Source organism: Zunongwangia sp. HRR-M8, assembly GCF_027594405.1.
Lineage (GTDB): Bacteria > Bacteroidota > Bacteroidia > Flavobacteriales > Flavobacteriaceae > Zunongwangia.
Genome location: NZ_CP115161.1, coordinates 1,057,024 through 1,075,046, shown reverse-complemented (window position 1 = coordinate 1,075,046; position 18,023 = coordinate 1,057,024). Strand labels below are relative to the sequence as shown.

The following is an 18,023-nucleotide window of genomic DNA, read 5'->3' as shown; positions in this document are numbered from 1 at the left end:
AATATCGGTAGATGAAAACTTTTCAGAAAGAATTACGGCGTAGAAGAACCTTTGGTATTATCTCTCACCCAGATGCGGGTAAAACAACGCTTACAGAAAAACTCCTACTTTTTGGAGGTGCAATACAAGAAGCAGGTGCTGTAAAATCGAACAAGATCAAGAAAGGAGCAACCAGTGACTTTATGGAAATCGAGCGCCAACGTGGGATTTCGGTAGCAACTTCGGTTTTAGCATTTGAATATAAAGACATTAAAATTAATATTTTAGACACTCCTGGACACAAGGATTTTGCTGAAGATACTTTTAGAACCTTAACAGCGGTAGACAGTGTAATAGTTGTGATTGATGTTGCAAAAGGTGTTGAGGAACAAACTGAAAAATTGGTTGAAGTTTGCCGTATGCGTAATATCCCAATGATCGTTTTTATCAATAAAATGGATCGTGAAGGTAAGGATGCGTTTGAGCTTTTAGATGAAATTGAGCAAAAATTAAATCTAACGGTAACTCCGCTCTCTTATCCAATCGGGATGGGATACGACTTTAAAGGAATCTACAATATTTGGGAAAAGAACGTTAACCTGTTTACAGGTGATCCAAGGAAAGATATCGAAGATACCATAGAAATTTCAGATTTAAGTTCTTCAGAATTAGATGATTTAATTGGTAGTGATTCTGCAGATGAACTTCGTGAAGAATTAGAACTTGCACAAGGTGTTTATCCTGAATTTGAAAATAAAGCATACTTGGAAGGTCGCTTGCAACCAGTATTTTTTGGTTCGGCTTTAAATAATTTTGGTGTACGCGAACTACTGGATTGTTTTATCGATATTGCTCCGCCTCCAAGACCAAAAGAAAGTGATGTGCGTGTGGTAGAACCTGCTGAAGATAAATTCACCGGATTTGTATTTAAAATCCATGCCAACATGGATCCTAAACATCGTGACCGCCTGGCGTTTATTAAAATCGTATCTGGAAAGTTCGAAAGAAATAAAAACTACCTACACGTTCGCCATGGCAAAAATCTAAAATTCTCTAGTCCCAATGCATTTTTTGCTGAAAAGAAAGAGATTGTAGATACTTCTTACGCAGGAGATATTGTTGGACTTCATGACACCGGAAACTTTAAAATTGGTGATACGCTTACCGAAGGGGAAACTTTAAATTACCGCGGGATCCCGAGTTTCTCACCAGAACATTTTAGATATATCAACAACGCCGACCCTATGAAATCTAAGCAATTAGAGAAAGGTGTAGATCAATTGATGGACGAAGGTGTTGCGCAGTTATTTACTTTAGAATTTAACGGGCGTAAAGTAATAGGAACCGTAGGAGCGCTTCAGTTTGAAGTAATCCAATACCGATTAGAACACGAATACGGTGCGAAGTGTACTTACGAAAACCTGAATGTTTTTAAAGCAACCTGGGTAGAAGCTGAAGATGAAAAGAGTGAAGAATTTAAAGATTTTAAACGTGTAAAATCCAAATTCTTGGCTAAAGATAAACAAGGACAATTGGTGTTTTTAGCCGATTCTCAATTCTCATTACAAATGACACAGCAAAAATATCCATCGATCAAATTCCATTTCACTTCGGAATTTTAAGTTAGGATCATCATAAAAAGATCAAAGGAAACTCCCCTGTTTTTGATAAAATCAGAACTGGGGAGTTTTTATTTCACTTCAGAAAAATTATAGTTTCAATGCTTAAAAAATATTCTGGGTGGTCGTGAAACTTATTCTGAAAAAGCCATGATTAGCGGTTTATTTACTATATTTTCGGCATAAAGCTGAATTATGGAAACTATCGACAAGTTTGTCGCTGATTTTGCCTCTGCCGTTTGGGGATTACCTTTGGTAATCTTACTTATTGGTGGTGGAATATTTTTATTGATCTACTCTAAATTTCTTCCGTTTCGTTATTTAGGGCATTCGATTGATCTGCTAAAAGGAAAATATGACGATCCTAATGATCCAGGAGAAATCAGTCATTTTCAAGCTTTAGCCACAGCCTTAAGTAGTACTGTTGGTATGGGAAATATTGCAGGTGTAGCTGTTGCCATCTCGGTTGGTGGTCCTGGTGCTGTTTTTTGGCTATGGATTAGTGCTATTGTAGGAATGGGGACAAAATTTTTCACCAATACGCTAGCAGTGATGTATCGCGGAAAGGATACTGAAGGCAAAATTCAGGGTGGCGTAATGTATTTTATTACTGAAGGTCTTGGCCGAAACTGGAAGTTCTTAGCTATCTTTTTTAGTATTGCAGGATTAATTGGCGCGTTACCTATTTTCAATGTAAATCAGCTTACAAAAGCCATCAATTTTATTTTATTGGAGCCTAACGGAATCGAAACAGGCAATGTTTCAAATTTTACCATAGGCGTGATTTTAACCATTATAACTTCTATTGTTGTATTAGGTGGTTTATACCGAATTAGCCGAACGGTTTCTAAACTTGTTCCGGCAATGGTAGTGCTTTATTTTATTTCTGTAATCGCTATTTTAGGAATCAATTTCGAGCAACTTCCTCAATATCTATCTTTAATCTTCACCGATGCTTTTGCAGCAAATAACTATCATGGCGATCCACTTTTTGGTGGATTATTAGGAGGTTTAATTTTACTTGGAATACGTAGAGGTGCATTCTCTAACGAGGCCGGTATTGGGACAGCTACGATGGCTCATGGCGCCAGTAAAACCTCACAGCCCATTCGGGAAGGTTTAGTGGCCATGTTGGGACCAGCAATAGATACTTTAGTGGTTTGTACACTTACCGCTCTTACCATTTTGGTTACTGGAGTTTGGCAAACTAGTGAAGCTAGTGGTGTTGCTTTAACCGCCAAAGCATTTGGAGATTCTATACCAGTTTTTGGCCCATATTTACTACTTATTTGTATTGCAGCTTTTAGTATTTCTTCTCTATTTTCCTATTCCTACTACGGAACAAAATGCCTGTCGTTCCTAATTGGTGCAAAGCATAAACATTATTATAATTACTTTTACATTATTAGTATTATGATTGGCGCCACGACAGAACAAAGTATCATATTGAATTTAATTGATGGCTTTTTTGCACTGATGGCGATTCCTACGATGATTTCTACGCTAATCCTTGCTCCAAGAGTAATGAAACAAGCAAAATTATATTTTAAAAAATATGGCTAATTGTTCTTATTTTTCATCTTATTGAAATACATCTACATTCTTACCGGTTAACTTTTCCAGTAAATCGGTTTTGCGCATTGCTCCCCATATTTCTAATTCTGGATCGCTTTGGGTAGTAATAATAAGATTGATTTTTTCTTTAGTTTTTTCAATTTCCAGATTTTGCACATTTTGATAGTGACTTCTATCCAAACCATCAGCAACCCTTATTATTGCTGAAAGTTTTTTAACTCTCTTTCGTAATTTTTTATCTAATTTCTTATATGGCTTGTGGCTTTTTTTTGGCGCCGATTTTCGATGATAACGTGCAACATTTGCCATAATATTAATCTCATCTTCTGTGAAGCCAAGTAAATCTGAATACCTAATTAAATAAAGCGCGTGTTTATGATGTTTTCGATGAGATATATAATAGCCTATATCATGCATCAAACTCGCATATTCCAGTAGTTCTCTATCCCTTTTTTCAAAATCAAGATCTGCCTGAAATTCATCAAAAAGCTGTAATGCAAATTTAGCGACATGTTGGGAATGCTCTTTTGCCCAATTACATTTACGCAATAACTCAAAAACACTTCTACGCCTTGGATCTTCAAAACTTGCAACGAGATCAAGATGAAGCTCGTCTTTTTTCTTATCGATATAGTTTAGAATCATTCCCTCTCGCAAAGCTCCCTCTGAAATTTTGATATTTTCAATAGAAAATTGCTCTATTAAAAATTTCAATAAAATCATTCCGGGATTTATAATATCAACTCTTTTTTCTTCTAAACCCTTCTCTTTTAATCTACCCTTTTTATCAAGTTTTATAAAATCATTATACAACTCTAAAAAAGACGCTGACTCGAAAGTGAGTTCATTTAGCGTTCGTTTTGCAGTAATATCGTTACGTTTAGCAACCATTTCTGCAATATTTTCCATTGTACCAGAAGAACCAATAATAGTTTTTACATTATGTTTCTTGGCTAATCTTAAAACTTCAGCTAATTCTTTTTCAAAATGGTCCTCTAAATTCTTAATAGTCTTTTTATGAATAGGATCTGCATCCATAAAAGCAGCTGCCATTCTTGCTACTCCAAGTTTCAAACTATTATAATAGATAAATTCATTCTGATTCCCAATAATGAACTCAACACTCCCACCACCAATATCTGCCATAAGGACCATCTCTTCCTCTATAACAACACTGTGTTTAATAGCAAGACCTATCATCTCTGCTTCCATTTTACCAGATATAGCCCGAACAATTATACCTACTTCATCTGCGACTTCCTTAATAAAATCACCTCCATTTTTTGCTTCTCTAATGGCACTAGTAGCATAGGCAAGAATTTGCTCAACGTCATGACTATCACAAAGGAATTTAATATGTTTTAAAGCTTCTAGACCACGATCCATCGCTTCTCTACTTAATCGATCTTCCATACCCTTTTCAGCAAGACTAACCATTTCTTTCAGTTTATTGACCGTGCGAAAACTACCGTCGGGATAAATATCTACTAAAACTGCATGAAATGAATTTGTACCTAAATCGACGGCTGCTATCCTTTTGGTGGGTTGTGATTGTGAATTTTGATTGGCCATAAAATGGTTTTAAAGAATGGAATTACTTTTAAGGTTTTCTAAAGTTAAGCAAATATCATGTACTAGTTGTAAAAAGTAAAAAACCCACAGCGAATACTGTGGGTTTTTATTTTTTCAAGAGGACACTAAGCTTGTCCTGTAGGACCAAAATTCATAGGTATTGGTGTTTTCTCGTAATCTTTTATTTCACCATGCTGCTTTTCGAAACGTTCTACATTATCTGCCAATGCTTTTAAAAATCGTTTTGCATGCTGCGGTGTAAGGATAATTCTACTTTTTACTTTGCTTTTAGGCTTGCCAGGCATAATATTTACAAAATCTACTACAAATTCTGAAACCGAATGGTTGATAATCGCAAGATTGGAATAGGTTCCCTCTGCTACAGCTTCATCTAATTCAATATTAATCTGGCCTTGTTTTGGCTTCTTTTCTTCACTCATCTTTAAAAGTTTTTTCAGTTATCGAGAGACTTTCTTTTTTCAAAAAATAAAACTGCAAAATATCGATTTTCGATAATTCTCGATGTACTTATTGGTTTAAAAATACAAAAAATCCCGTCGCTGAAATTTTCAGGACGGGATTTTACTATTTGTAACGTATGTTCGTTTTCAGAACTTCGTTCTTAATTGTAATTTACTTCTTGCTTCTTCTCTAGCATTTCGTCAAATTCTTCTTTAGAACCAACTATAATGCTGTCGTATTTGCGCATACCTGTACCTGCAGGAATTCTATGTCCTACAATTACATTCTCTTTAAGACCTTCTAGAGCATCGATCTTACCGCTTACAGCAGCTTCGTTTAATACTTTAGTTGTCTCCTGGAAGGATGCCGCAGAAATAAACGACTTAGTTTGAAGTGATGCTCTGGTAATACCTTGTAGAACCGGTGTTGCAGTTGCTGCAACAACGTCTCTAGCTGTAGCCAGATTCTTATCTTCTCTTCTAAGTGTAGAGTTCTCATCTCTAAGCTCTCTTAAAGATACGATTTGTCCTGGTTTCAAGTTTTCAGATTCACCAGCGTCTTCGATAACTTTCATTCCGAAGATTTTATCGTTCTCTTCAATAAAGTCAGATTTATGCACAAGTTGGTTTTCAAGGAAAATTGTATCTCCTGGATCAACGATTCTTACTTTACGCATCATTTGACGTACTACAACCTCAAAGTGCTTATCGTTAATTTTCACCCCTTGTAGTCGATATACTTCCTGCACTTCGTTAACAAGATATTGTTGTACTGCGTTTGGCCCCTTGATATTCAAGATATCTTCTGGAGTAATAGATCCATCAGATAATGGCATACCAGCACGAACATAATCATTTTCCTGTACTAAGATCTGGTTAGACAGTTTTACTAAGTATTTTTTGATCTCACCAAGTTTAGATTCCACGATAATTTCGCGGTTACCACGCTTAATTTTACCAAATGATACTACACCATCAATTTCTGAAACTACAGCCGGGTTAGATGGATTACGTGCTTCAAAAAGCTCTGTTACCCTTGGAAGACCACCGGTAATATCACCTGCTTTAGATGATTTACGAGGAATCTTAACCAAAATCTTACCAACTCCAATTTTTTCAGCATTATCAACCATAAGGTGCGCACCTACCGGTAAGTTATAAGAACGAATTACCTCGTCTTTCTTACCTAAAATATGCAAGGTTGGGATAAGCTTTTTATTACGAGATTCAGAAATTACTTTTTCTTGGAATCCTGTTTGCTCATCGATTTCAACCTGATAAGTAACACCTTGTTCTATATTTTCGTATTTGATCTTTCCAGCAAACTCAGAGATAATTACACCATTATATGGATCCCATTGACATACTGTAGTGCCCTCAGCAATCTCTACACCATCTTCTATAAAGATTTCAGAACCGTAAGGAATATTGTTTGTACTTAAAACAACACCTGTTTTCTTATCTTTTACTTTAATTTCTGCTGTACGTGAAATTACAATATCTGAAGTGCTACCATCTGGAGCTTCTCCTTTTACTACTTTAAGATCATCAATTTCAGCAATACCACTAAACTTAGTAATAAGCTTGTTTTCTTCAGAAATGTTTCCGGCAATACCCCCAACGTGGAAGGTACGCAGTGTAAGCTGTGTACCTGGCTCACCAATAGACTGAGCAGCTACTACACCTACTGCCTCACCTCGTTGTACAAGTTTATTTGTAGCAAGGTTACGACCGTAACAATTAACACAAATACCTTTTTTAGCTTCACAGGTAAGAGGAGAACGTACTTCTACACTTTCTATAGGTGCATTTTCTATTGCCTTTACAATATCTTCAGTAATTTCTGCTCCAGACTCAACGATTAGCTCATCGGTACTTGGATTGTAAACATCATTTAAAGAAATACGTCCTAGAATCCTTTCTCCAAGAGATTCTACGATTTCCTCATTCTTTTTAAGCGGCTTAACTTCTACCCCTCTTAATGTTCCACAATCTTCTTCATTTACAATTACATCTTGAGAAACATCTACCAAACGACGGGTTAAGTAACCTGCATCGGCAGTTTTAAGAGCCGTATCCGCAAGACCTTTACGAGCACCGTGAGTAGAGATAAAGTATTCTAAAATTGAAAGACCTTCTTTAAAGTTAGAAAGAATTGGGTTTTCAATAATTTCACCACCACCAGAGTTAGATTTTTTAGGCTTAGCCATAAGACCACGCATACCAGTAAGCTGACGAATCTGTTCTTTAGATCCACGAGCTCCAGAATCAAGCATCATAAACACCGAGTTAAACCCTTGCTTATCTTCACGAATTCGCTTCATCGCTAATTCAGTTAGACCGGCATTGGTAGATGTCCAGATATCAATTACCTGATTGTAACGCTCGTTATTGGTAATAAGACCCATGTTATAGTTACCAATAATTCCTTCTACCTGCTCATTCGCTTCATCAATCATCGTTTGTTTTTCAGCAGGGATAATAATATCACCTAAACTGAAAGACAATCCACCGCGGAATGCAAATCCATATCCAAGAGACTTAATCTTATCTAGGAATTCTGAAGTTTCAGGAACACTAGTTAACTTAAGAATATTACCAATAATCTCACGAAGAGATTTTTTAGTTAGTACCTCATTAATGTATCCAGCAACCTCTGGTACAGTTTCATTAAATAAAACTCTACCAACTGTAGATTCTATAATTTGGTAAACAAGTTTTCCTTCCTCGTTGTAATCTTTTGCTCTAATTTTAATTGGAGCATTAAGATCTACTTTATTTTGATTATAAGCTATTACTACTTCTTCAGCAGAATAGAATGTTAATCCTTCACCCAGTACAGTCTCTTCTTCTGTAGATCGCTTAAGCTTGGTCATATAATAAAGACCAAGAACCATATCCTGAGAAGGTACTGTAATTGGCGAACCATTTGCAGGGTTAAGAATATTGTGAGAAGCCAACATTAAAAGTTGCGCCTCTAAAATAGCCTCTGGCCCTAATGGTAAGTGAACCGCCATTTGATCCCCATCAAAATCGGCGTTGAATGCCGTACAAGCTAATGGGTGTAATTGTATTGCTTTACCCTCGATTAATTTAGGCTGAAATGCCTGAATACCTAATCGGTGAAGCGTAGGAGCACGGTTTAGTAATATTGGATGTCCCTTAAGAACGTTCTCTAAGATATCCCATACTACCGGCTCTTTTTTATCTATAATCTTTTTCGCAGATTTTACAGTTTTTACAATTCCTCTTTCGATTAATTTTCTAATTACGAAAGGTTTGTAAAGTTCTGCCGCCATGTTCTTTGGAAGACCACATTCGAACATTTTAAGTTCTGGTCCCACAACAATTACAGAACGTGCTGAATAATCCACACGCTTACCTAGTAAGTTTTGACGGAAACGCCCTTGCTTACCTTTCAATGAATCTGAAAGTGATTTAAGTGGACGGTTAGAATCAGTTTTTACTGCGGAAGACTTTCTTGTATTATCAAATAATGAATCTACAGACTCCTGAAGCATACGCTTTTCATTACGTAAAATAACTTCTGGAGCTTTAATTTCCATTAAACGCTTTAAACGGTTATTACGAATAATAACCCTTCTATAAAGATCATTAAGATCTGAAGTTGCGAAACGACCACCATCTAAAGGTACAAGAGGTCTTAATTCTGGTGGAATAACCGGGATTACTTTCATAATCATCCATTCCGGTAAATTCTCACGGTTTTTATTTGCGTCACGAAGCGCTTCTACAACCTGAAGACGTTTTAAAGCCTCCGTTTTACGTTGCTTAGAAGTTTCGTTATTTGCTTTATGTCTTAATTCATAAGAAAGTTCATTAAGATCAATTCTCTTAAGAATTTCGATTAGACATTCAGCTCCCATCTTAGCGATAAACTTATTTGGGTCGCTGTCTTCTAAATATTGATTTTCCTGAGGAAGTTCATCCAGTATATTAAGATACTCTTCTTCAGTTAAGAAATCCATTTTCTTTAAAGGCTCTCCATCTTCATTTTTAGCATTACCGGCCTGGATTACTACGTATCTTTCGTAGTAAATAATCATATCTAATTTCTTAGAAGGAAGGCCTAATAAATAACCAATCTTATTTGGTAAAGAACGGAAATACCAGATATGAGCTACAGGAACTACCAAATTAATGTGCCCAACACGGTCTCTACGTACTTTCTTTTCTGTTACCTCTACACCACAACGGTCACAAACGATCCCCTTGTAACGTATTCTTTTATATTTTCCACAGGCACATTCGTAATCCTTTACAGGACCAAAAATACGCTCACAGAACAATCCGTCACGCTCGGGTTTGTGCGTACGATAATTGATAGTTTCCGGTTTAAGAACTTCACCACGAGATTCTGCGAGGATAGACTCGGGAGAAGCTAAACCGATAGAGATTTTATTAAATCTCTGTACTGTATTCTTATCATTATTTCTAGCCATAATAAATGCTGCTATCTAATTATTGTGAAAATCCTGAAAATCGGAGCAGTTTCCCACTCCGATAACCAGTGTTTTATTCTTCTAATTTTAAATCCAGTCCAAGACCTTTCAACTCATGCATCAATACATTGAAAGATTCTGGTAATCCTGGTTCTGGCATAGGCTCTCCTTTTACAATACTTTCGTAAGTTTTAGCCCGTCCTATCACGTCATCAGATTTTACGGTTAAGATTTCACGTAGAGTACTCGACGCACCGTATGCCTCAAGAGCCCAAACCTCCATCTCACCAAAACGCTGACCTCCAAACTGAGCTTTACCACCAAGTGGTTGCTGAGTAATAAGAGAGTACGGTCCAATAGAACGTGCATGCATCTTATCGTCGATCATGTGACCTAGTTTAAGCATGTATATAACACCTACAGTTGCTCTCTGGTCAAAACGTTGTCCTGTACCACCATCAAATAAGTAAGTATGTCCAAATCTAGGAATACCGGCTTCATCAGTAAGCTCATTGATTTTATCTAAAGATGCTCCATCGAAAATTGGTGTAGCATATTTCTTACCTAATTTCTGACCTGCCCATCCAAGAACAGTTTCATAAATCTGACCAATGTTCATACGAGAAGGTACCCCAAGTGGATTTAATACGATATCAACCGGTGTTCCATCGTCTAAGAATGGCATATCTTCTTGACGAACGATACGAGCAACAATACCTTTGTTACCGTGACGTCCTGCCATCTTATCCCCTACTTTAAGTTTACGCTTTTTAGCTATATAAACTTTAGCAAGTTTCAAGATTCCAGAAGGAAGCTCATCTCCAACAGAAATAGTAAATTTCTCTCGTCTTAAATTACCCTGAAGATCGTTCTCTTTAATTTTATAATTATGAAGAAGATCTGCTACAAGTGCATTAGTATGATCGTCTGTGGTCCAGGTACCTTGTGTAAGGTGAGCATAATCATCTACAGAATTTAACATCTTCAATGTATACTTCTTACCTTTTGGTAGTACCTCTTCACCTAAATCATTTTGAACACCCTGAGCTGTTTTTCCACCAACGATTGCAAATAATTTGTCAATTAAATTTGACTTAAGAACCGCAAACTTCGCTTCATACTTCTTCTCTAAAACAGCAACATCTTCCTTATCCTGCGCTCTCTTGCGCTTATCTTTAATTGCACGAGCAAATAACTTCTTATTAATTACTACACCACTTAATGATGGTGAAGCTTTTAATGAAGCATCTTTCACATCTCCTGCTTTATCACCAAAGATCGCTCTAAGAAGTTTTTCTTCTGGTGTTGGATCGCTTTCTCCTTTAGGAGTGATCTTACCAATAAGAATATCCCCAGGCTTCACTTCAGCACCTACTCTAATCATACCGTGTTCATCAAGATCCTTAGTAGCATCTTCTGAAACATTAGGAATATCATTAGTAAGTTCTTCGTTACCTAATTTAGTATCACGAACTTCTAAAGAATACTCATCAATATGAATAGATGTAAAGATATCGTCTCTTACAACTTTTTCCGAAATTACAATCGCATCCTCAAAGTTATACCCTTTCCAAGGCATAAAGGCTACTTTCATATTACGACCTAGCGCTAGCTCACCTTTATCGGTAGCATAACCCTGACATAAAACCTGACCTTTAGTTACTCTATCTCCTACGCTTACAATTGGCTTAAGGTTAATAGACGTTCCTTGGTTAGTTTTACGGAATTTGATAAGATTATAGGTTTTAGAATCTGAATCGAAACTAACCATTCTCTCTTCTTCCGTACGATCGTACTTAATTGTAATTTTCTGTGCGTCTACATATTCTACTTCACCTTCTCCTTCAGCATTAATCAAAACACGAGAATCTGTAGCAACCTGTCTTTCCAATCCAGTTCCTACGATAGGAGAATCTGCTCTTAATAACGGCACTGCCTGGCGCATCATGTTAGATCCCATCAACGCACGGTTGGCATCATCATGTTCTAAGAACGGAATCAAAGAAGCTGAAATTGATGAAATCTGGTTAGGAGCAACATCTGTATAATGAACCTCTTTAGGATCTACTACAGGGAAGTCACCCTCCATACGAGCAATAACTTTATCTGTATCTATCGTACCATCATCTTCAGTAGGAATGTTTGCCTGCGCAATCATTTTTCCTTCTTCCTCTTCAGCACTTAAATAAATTGGCTCTTCAGAAATATTTATTTGCCCTTCTGAAACTTTTCTATAAGGAGTTTCAATGAATCCCATTCCGTTTACTTTCGCATAAACTGAAAGTGAAGAAATTAGACCAATATTAGGCCCTTCAGGAGTTTCAATAGGACATAATCTTCCATAGTGAGTGTAGTGAACATCACGTACCTCAAAACCAGCTCTTTCTCTAGAAAGACCACCTGGTCCTAAAGCTGAAAGACGACGTTTGTGAGTAATCTCTGCTAATGGATTTGTTTGATCCATAAACTGAGAAAGTTGGTTGGTACCGAAGAACGAGTTAATTACTGAAGATAATGTCTTCGCATTAATAAGATCTATAGGTGTAAATACCTCATTATCCCTAACGTTCATTCTTTCACGGATGGTACGAGCCATACGCGCTAAACCAACTCCAAATTGCTGAGATAATTGCTCTCCAACAGTTCTAACACGACGGTTAGACAAGTGATCGATATCATCGATCTCTGCTTTAGAGTTAATTAACTCAATTAAATATTTTATAATGGTAATAATATCTTCTTTGGTAAGCACCTGCTTATCCATTCCGATATCAAGACCAAGTTTTTTATTCATTCTGTAACGACCTACTTCACCAAGACTGTAACGTTGGTCTGAGAAGAAAAGCTTATCGATAATTCCACGAGCAGTTTCTTCATCTGGCGGTTCAGCATTACGTAGCTGACGATAGATATGTTCAACCGCTTCTTTTTCAGAATTTGTTGGATCCTTTTGAAGTGTATTATGAATAATAGCATAATCACCGGTAGAATTGTCTTCTTTGTGAAGAAGAATTGTCTTAGTTCCCGTTTCAAGGATTTCTTCTATGTGATCTTTGTCAAGTTCAGTATCACGATCTAAAACAATCTCGTTACGCTCTATAGATACAACTTCACCAGTATCTTCATCAACAAAATCTTCATACCATGTATTAAGAACACGAGCAGCTAACTTTCTACCTAAAACTTTTTTAAGTCCTGTTTTTGAAACCTTAACTTCTTCTGCAAGATCAAAGATTTCTAAAATATCCTTATCGCGCTCAAATCCAATTGCGCGGAAAAGAGTTGTTACAGGTAATTTTTTCTTTCTATCAATATATGCGTACATAACGCTATTGATATCTGTTGCAAATTCTATCCAAGAACCTTTAAAAGGAATTACTCTGGCAGAATATAATTTAGTTCCATTTGCATGGAATGATTGTCCAAAGAATACTCCTGGAGAACGATGAAGCTGAGAAACAACTACACGCTCTGCTCCATTAATGCAAAAAGTTCCACTAGGGGTCATATAAGGAATAGTCCCTAAATAAACATCCTGAACGATAGTTTCGAAATCCTCGTGCTCTGGATCTGTACAATATAGTTTAAGCCTTGCTTTTAAAGGTACACTATAAGTAAGACCACGTTCAATACACTCTTGAATAGAATATCGCGGCGGATCTACAAAATAATCTAAAAATTCTAATACAAATTGGTTACGGGTATCCGTAATTGGGAAATTTTCAAGGAAGGTATTGTAGAGACCTTCATTTCCCCGCTCTTCTGATTTTGTTTCTAATTGAAAGAAATCCTGGAAAGACTTGATTTGGATATCCAAAAAGTCAGGATAGTCAGGTCTATTCTTTACAGAAGAGAAACTCAATCTTTCAGTTTGCTTTGCTAACATCAATGGACGGATTATAATTTATAAAAAATGGTGCGTTAAAAAGCCTAAACCCTATATACGCAAAAAGGGTTTAGACCTTCAGGAGCGTATCCTGAGGTCTAAACCTAAATAATATTGCTCTCGTCAAGCTTATTTAAGCTCAACCTCAGCTCCTGCTTCTTCTAATTGAGATTTTAAAGCTTCTGCTTCATCTTTAGCAACTCCTTCTTTAACTGGTTTTGGAGCTCCGTCTACTAATTCTTTAGCATCTTTAAGTCCAAGACCTGTTAATTCTTTAACTAGTTTTACTACAGCTAGTTTAGATCCACCTGGAGCTTTAAGAATTACATCAAATTCTGTTTGCTCTTCAGCAGCGTCTTCACCACCAGCAGCAGCACCACCAGCAACAGCTACAGCTGCAGCAGCAGGCTCAATACCATACTCTTCTTTTAAAATATCAGCTAACTCATTAACTTCCTTTACTGTTAAGTTAACTAACTGTTCTGCGAATTCTTTTAAATCTGCCATTTTCTATCGTTTTAAAATTTTTGTAAAAGTTATATTTATTAAAAAGTGCGTACTATACTAGTCCTCTTTTTCAGAAAGAGTTTTAAGGATCCCTGCAATTTTTCCACCACCAGATTTAAGTGCTGAAACAACATTTTTAGCAGGAGATTGTAATAATCCAACAATATCCCCAATAACCTCTTCTTTAGATTTAATATTAGAAAGAGCTTCTAAATACTCATCTCCAACATAAATAGCTTCGTCTATAAAAGCTCCCTTAAGAATTGGCTTTTCGTTCTTCTTTCTAAATTCTTTGATTACTTTAGCTGGTGCATTACCAGTTTCAGAAATCATTATAGAGGTGTTACCCTTTAAAGTTGTAGGAAGTTCTCCAAAATCTTTATCTGAAGCCTCCATCGCTTTAGTTAGTAACGTATTCTTAACTACCGCAAGTTGTACATTAGCTTTAAAACAAGCTCTACGTAAATTAGAGGTTGTTCCGGCATCTAAACCTGAGATATCTGCAATATAGATAGTTGAAGTATCAGCTAACTGGGCAGTTAAATCTTCTATTACTTTTGATTTTTCTTCTCTTGTCATAATACCTTATTATTGCTCAGTAAACCTTTTTGTATCTATTGCAACACCAGGCCCCATTGTACTGGACATGTGAATACTTTTAATGTAAACACCTTTAGCAGCCTGAGGTTTCAGTTTTACAAGCGTAGTTAATAATTCTCTCGCGTTTCCAGCAATCTTATCAGATTCGAAAGATACTTTTCCAACCCCTGCGTGTACAATACCAGTTTTATCTACTTTAAAGTCGATTTTACCAGCTTTTACATCAGATACTGCTTTAGAAATATCCATAGTAACTGTACCTGTTTTAGGGTTTGGCATTAAACCTCTAGGTCCTAAAATACGACCTAATGGACCTAATTTACCCATTACGCTAGGCATGGTAATGATTACATCAACGTCTGTCCAACCACCTTTAATTTTCTCAAGGTATTCATCAAGACCAACATAATCTGCACCTGCATCCTTAGCTTCTTGTTCTTTGTCTGGAGTAACTAACGCAAGAACTTTAACATCTTTACCAGTTCCGTGAGGAAGTGTTACAACACCTCTTACCATTTGATTGGCTTTACGAGGATCAACATTCAAACGAACCGCTAAATCCACTGAAGCATCAAAGCTCTCACTAGAAACTTCTTTTATTAAGGCAGAAGCTTCTGCTACCGAATAGGTTCTACCGTTTTCGATTTTAGACTGAGCTTCTTTTTGTTTTTTAGTCAACTTTGCCATTTTCTAAATTCTTTTTGGATTAAAACGGTGCATCACCTTTTACAGTTATACCCATAGAACGAGCAGTACCAGCAACCATTTTCATTGCAGATTCCACAGTAAATGCATTTAAATCCTGCATTTTATCTTCTGCGATATCTTTAATTTGATCCCAAGACACACTTGCTACTTTCTTTCTGTTTGGTTCTCCTGAACCTTTCTTAGTCTTTGCTGCTTCCATTAGCTGTACAGCTGCAGGTGGAGTCTTGATTACAAAATCAAAAGACTTATCAGAATAAACCGTAATTGCTACTGGTAGCACTTTTCCTTGTTTATCCTGAGTTCTACCATTGAATTGCTTACAGAATTCCATGATATTAACTCCGGCAGCACCTAAAGCAGGTCCAACTGGTGGTGAAGGGTTAGCAGCACCTCCGCGAACTTGTAGTTTTACAACTTTACTTACTTCTTTTGCCATTTTTTACATTTTTAGAAGATAGTTTATTAGAGTGGAAGCAAATAAAAAACTATCAAAAAACTTTGTAACAATTATACTTTTTCAACTTGCATATAACTAAGCTCTAAAGGAGTTTTTCTTCCAAAGATCTTAACCATAACTTCAAGCTTTCTTTTCTCTTCATTAATCTTTTCTACAGTTCCATTAAAACCATTAAAAGGACCATCAATAACTTTAATAGTCTCTCCTAAAGTAAATGGAATTGCAACATTATCGGTCTTAACAGCTAACTCGTCTACTTTACCAAGCATACGATTAACTTCAGATTGTCTTAATGGAACAGGATCTCCTCCTTTTGTTTCTCCAAGAAAACCTATTACGCCATTAATCCCTTTTATAATATGAGGAATTTCTCCACCCAGATTCGCCTGAACCATTATATAACCAGGAAAATAAACTCTTTCCTTATTAATCTTTTTGCCGTTACGAATCTGAATCACTTTTTCGGTAGGAACTAATACCTGGTCTACCCAGTCTTCCATACCCATGTGAGAAATTTCTCGCTCTATGTAATCTTTTACTTTATTTTCTTGTCCACTTACAGCACGAACAACATACCATTTTTTATCCTTAACGTCTGCCATAACTTAGATTACGATTTTACCCATTCAAAATATCCTTCGATTACATTGCTAAACAAAGTATCAACACCCCATATAGCTAAAGAGAATACAATAGAAAAAACTGCAACGAGTATTGTTAACCTTTGAGCTTCAGGCCAACTTGTCCAGGTAACATGGTTTTTTAATTCGTTATAAGACTCAGATATATAATTAACTATTCCTGCCATTCCTTAAAGTATATTTGCACGGGTTGAGAGGCTCGAACTCCCGACACCTGGTTTTGGAGACCAGTGCTCTACCAACTGAGCTAAACCCGTAAGATAAAGAGAAGGTATCCTGATAAACAGGATACCTTATATATTCAAACTATATTAGTCTAAAATTTCAGTTACCTGTCCAGCTCCTACTGTTCTACCACCTTCACGGATAGCAAAACGTAGACCAACATTCATTGCGATTGGCTGGATAAGTTCAACAGTAATAGTAAGGTTATCACCTGGCATTACCATCTCAACTCCTTCTGGAAGATTAATTGTTCCAGTTACATCAGTTGTACGTACGTAGAACTGAGGACGGTAGTTATTATGGAATGGAGTGTGACGTCCACCTTCTTCTTTCTTAAGGATATAAACCTCTGCTTTAAATTTAGCGTGAGGAGTTACAGAACCTGGCTTAGTAATAACCATACCTCTAGAGATTTGAGTTTTCTCAATACCTCTTAATAGGATACCAACGTTATCACCAGCTTCACCTCTATCAAGGATTTTACGGAACATTTCAACTCCAGTAATAGTAGAAGTTAATTTTCCAGCTCCCATACCAATGATCTCTACAGGATCTCCAGTGTTAGCAACACCAGTTTCGATACGTCCAGTTGCTACTGTACCACGACCTGTAATAGAGAATACATCTTCTATAGGTAAAAGGAAATCTTTATCAACATCACGCTGAGGAAGCTCAATCCAGTTATCAACTGCTTCCATAAGATCTAAAACAGACTGCGTCCATTTATCATCACCTTCTAAAGCACCAAGAGCAGATCCAGAAATAACAGGACCGTTATCACCATCATATTCGTAGAAAGAAAGAAGATCTCTAACTTCCATTTCAACAAGCTCTAAAAGCTCTTCATCATCAACAAGGTCAACTTTATTTAAGAATACAACGATTCTTGGAATACCAACCTGACGTCCAAGAAGGATATGTTCACGAGTTTGTGGCATAGGACCATCAGTTGCAGCAACAACAAGGATAGCACCGTCCATTTGAGCAGCACCAGTTACCATGTTCTTTACGTAATCGGCGTGACCAGGACAATCAACGTGAGCATAGTGACGGTTTCCAGTCGCATACTCTACGTGAGAAGAGTTAATAGTAATACCTCTATCTTTTTCCTCAGGAGCGTTATCGATTTGATCGAAAGCTCTTGCTTCAGAAAATCCAGCGTCAGCCAAAACTTTAGTTATAGCTGCAGTTAAAGTAGTTTTTCCGTGATCTACGTGTCCAATTGTACCTATATTAAGGTGCGGTTTGGAACGATCATAAGTTTCCTTTGCCATAATTAATACTTATTTAATCTTAGTTATATATTAGTGTTCAATTTTATACTAAACCA

General features: G+C 36.6%; 13 protein-coding genes and 1 tRNA gene. 2 read left to right on the top strand and 12 right to left on the bottom strand.

All coding sequences use genetic code 11. The features are described from left to right. The first annotated feature begins 11 nt into the window (after positions 1 to 11). Both PBT89_RS04625 and PBT89_RS04620 read left to right on the top strand, forming a co-directional pair. Positions 12 to 1,601: a peptide chain release factor 3 gene (locus PBT89_RS04625; protein WP_270058886.1), complete on the top strand. Its 1,590-nt coding sequence runs from the start codon at positions 12 to 14 to the stop codon at positions 1,599 to 1,601. A gap of 192 nt (positions 1,602 to 1,793) precedes the next feature. After that, positions 1,794 to 3,161, top strand: coding sequence for an alanine/glycine:cation symporter family protein (locus tag PBT89_RS04620; protein ID WP_270063595.1), 1,368 nt, complete (start codon positions 1,794 to 1,796; stop codon positions 3,159 to 3,161). Positions 3,162 to 3,179: 18 nt separating this feature from the next. On the opposite strand, the gene PBT89_RS04615 is transcribed toward PBT89_RS04620, so the two are convergent. The 12 genes from PBT89_RS04615 to tuf form a co-directional block, all read right to left on the bottom strand. Further along, complete coding sequence (locus PBT89_RS04615; RefSeq protein ID WP_270063594.1) at positions 3,180 to 4,745, bottom strand: Ppx/GppA phosphatase family protein; 1,566 nt, start codon at positions 4,743 to 4,745, stop codon at positions 3,180 to 3,182. A 125-nt stretch (positions 4,746 to 4,870) separates the two neighbouring features. After that, positions 4,871 to 5,185, bottom strand: coding sequence for a DUF3467 domain-containing protein (locus PBT89_RS04610; RefSeq protein WP_270058889.1), 315 nt, complete (start codon positions 5,183 to 5,185; stop codon positions 4,871 to 4,873). A gap of 182 nt (positions 5,186 to 5,367) precedes the next feature. Further along, positions 5,368 to 9,669 carry a DNA-directed RNA polymerase subunit beta' gene (gene rpoC, locus PBT89_RS04605; RefSeq protein ID WP_270058890.1) on the bottom strand — a complete coding sequence of 1,434 codons (4,302 nt, stop codon included), beginning with the start codon at positions 9,667 to 9,669 and terminating at the stop codon, positions 5,368 to 5,370. A 73-nt stretch (positions 9,670 to 9,742) separates the two neighbouring features. After that, positions 9,743 to 13,555: a DNA-directed RNA polymerase subunit beta gene (gene rpoB, locus PBT89_RS04600; protein ID WP_270058891.1), complete on the bottom strand. Its 3,813-nt coding sequence runs from the start codon at positions 13,553 to 13,555 to the stop codon at positions 9,743 to 9,745. Between the two features lie 129 nt (positions 13,556 to 13,684). Beyond that, entirely contained in the window at positions 13,685 to 14,062 is a 378-nt protein-coding gene (rplL, locus tag PBT89_RS04595) for a 50S ribosomal protein L7/L12 (protein WP_270058892.1), read from the bottom strand. A gap of 57 nt (positions 14,063 to 14,119) precedes the next feature. Next, entirely contained in the window at positions 14,120 to 14,641 is a 522-nt protein-coding gene (gene rplJ, locus PBT89_RS04590; RefSeq protein WP_270058893.1) for a 50S ribosomal protein L10, read from the bottom strand. Between the two features lie 9 nt (positions 14,642 to 14,650). After that, entirely contained in the window at positions 14,651 to 15,349 is a 699-nt protein-coding gene (rplA, locus tag PBT89_RS04585) for a 50S ribosomal protein L1 (protein ID WP_270058894.1), read from the bottom strand. Positions 15,350 to 15,368: 19 nt separating this feature from the next. After that, positions 15,369 to 15,806, bottom strand: a complete 438-nt coding sequence (gene rplK / locus PBT89_RS04580; protein ID WP_270058895.1) for a 50S ribosomal protein L11 — start codon at positions 15,804 to 15,806, stop codon at positions 15,369 to 15,371. A gap of 71 nt (positions 15,807 to 15,877) precedes the next feature. Then, a complete protein-coding gene (nusG, locus tag PBT89_RS04575) occupies positions 15,878 to 16,429 on the bottom strand; it encodes a transcription termination/antitermination protein NusG (RefSeq protein WP_270058896.1) in 552 nt (183 codons plus the stop codon). 8 nt (positions 16,430 to 16,437) lie between these two features. After that, positions 16,438 to 16,635 (bottom strand): preprotein translocase subunit SecE, encoded by a 198-nt coding sequence (secE, locus tag PBT89_RS04570; RefSeq protein WP_270063593.1) that lies wholly within the window; start codon positions 16,633 to 16,635, stop codon positions 16,438 to 16,440. Positions 16,636 to 16,652: 17 nt separating this feature from the next. Continuing rightward, positions 16,653 to 16,725, bottom strand: a tRNA-Trp gene (locus PBT89_RS04565). Between the two features lie 54 nt (positions 16,726 to 16,779). Further along, positions 16,780 to 17,967: an elongation factor Tu gene (tuf, locus tag PBT89_RS04560; protein WP_270058898.1), complete on the bottom strand. Its 1,188-nt coding sequence runs from the start codon at positions 17,965 to 17,967 to the stop codon at positions 16,780 to 16,782. Positions 17,968 to 18,023: the final 56 nt, after the last annotated feature.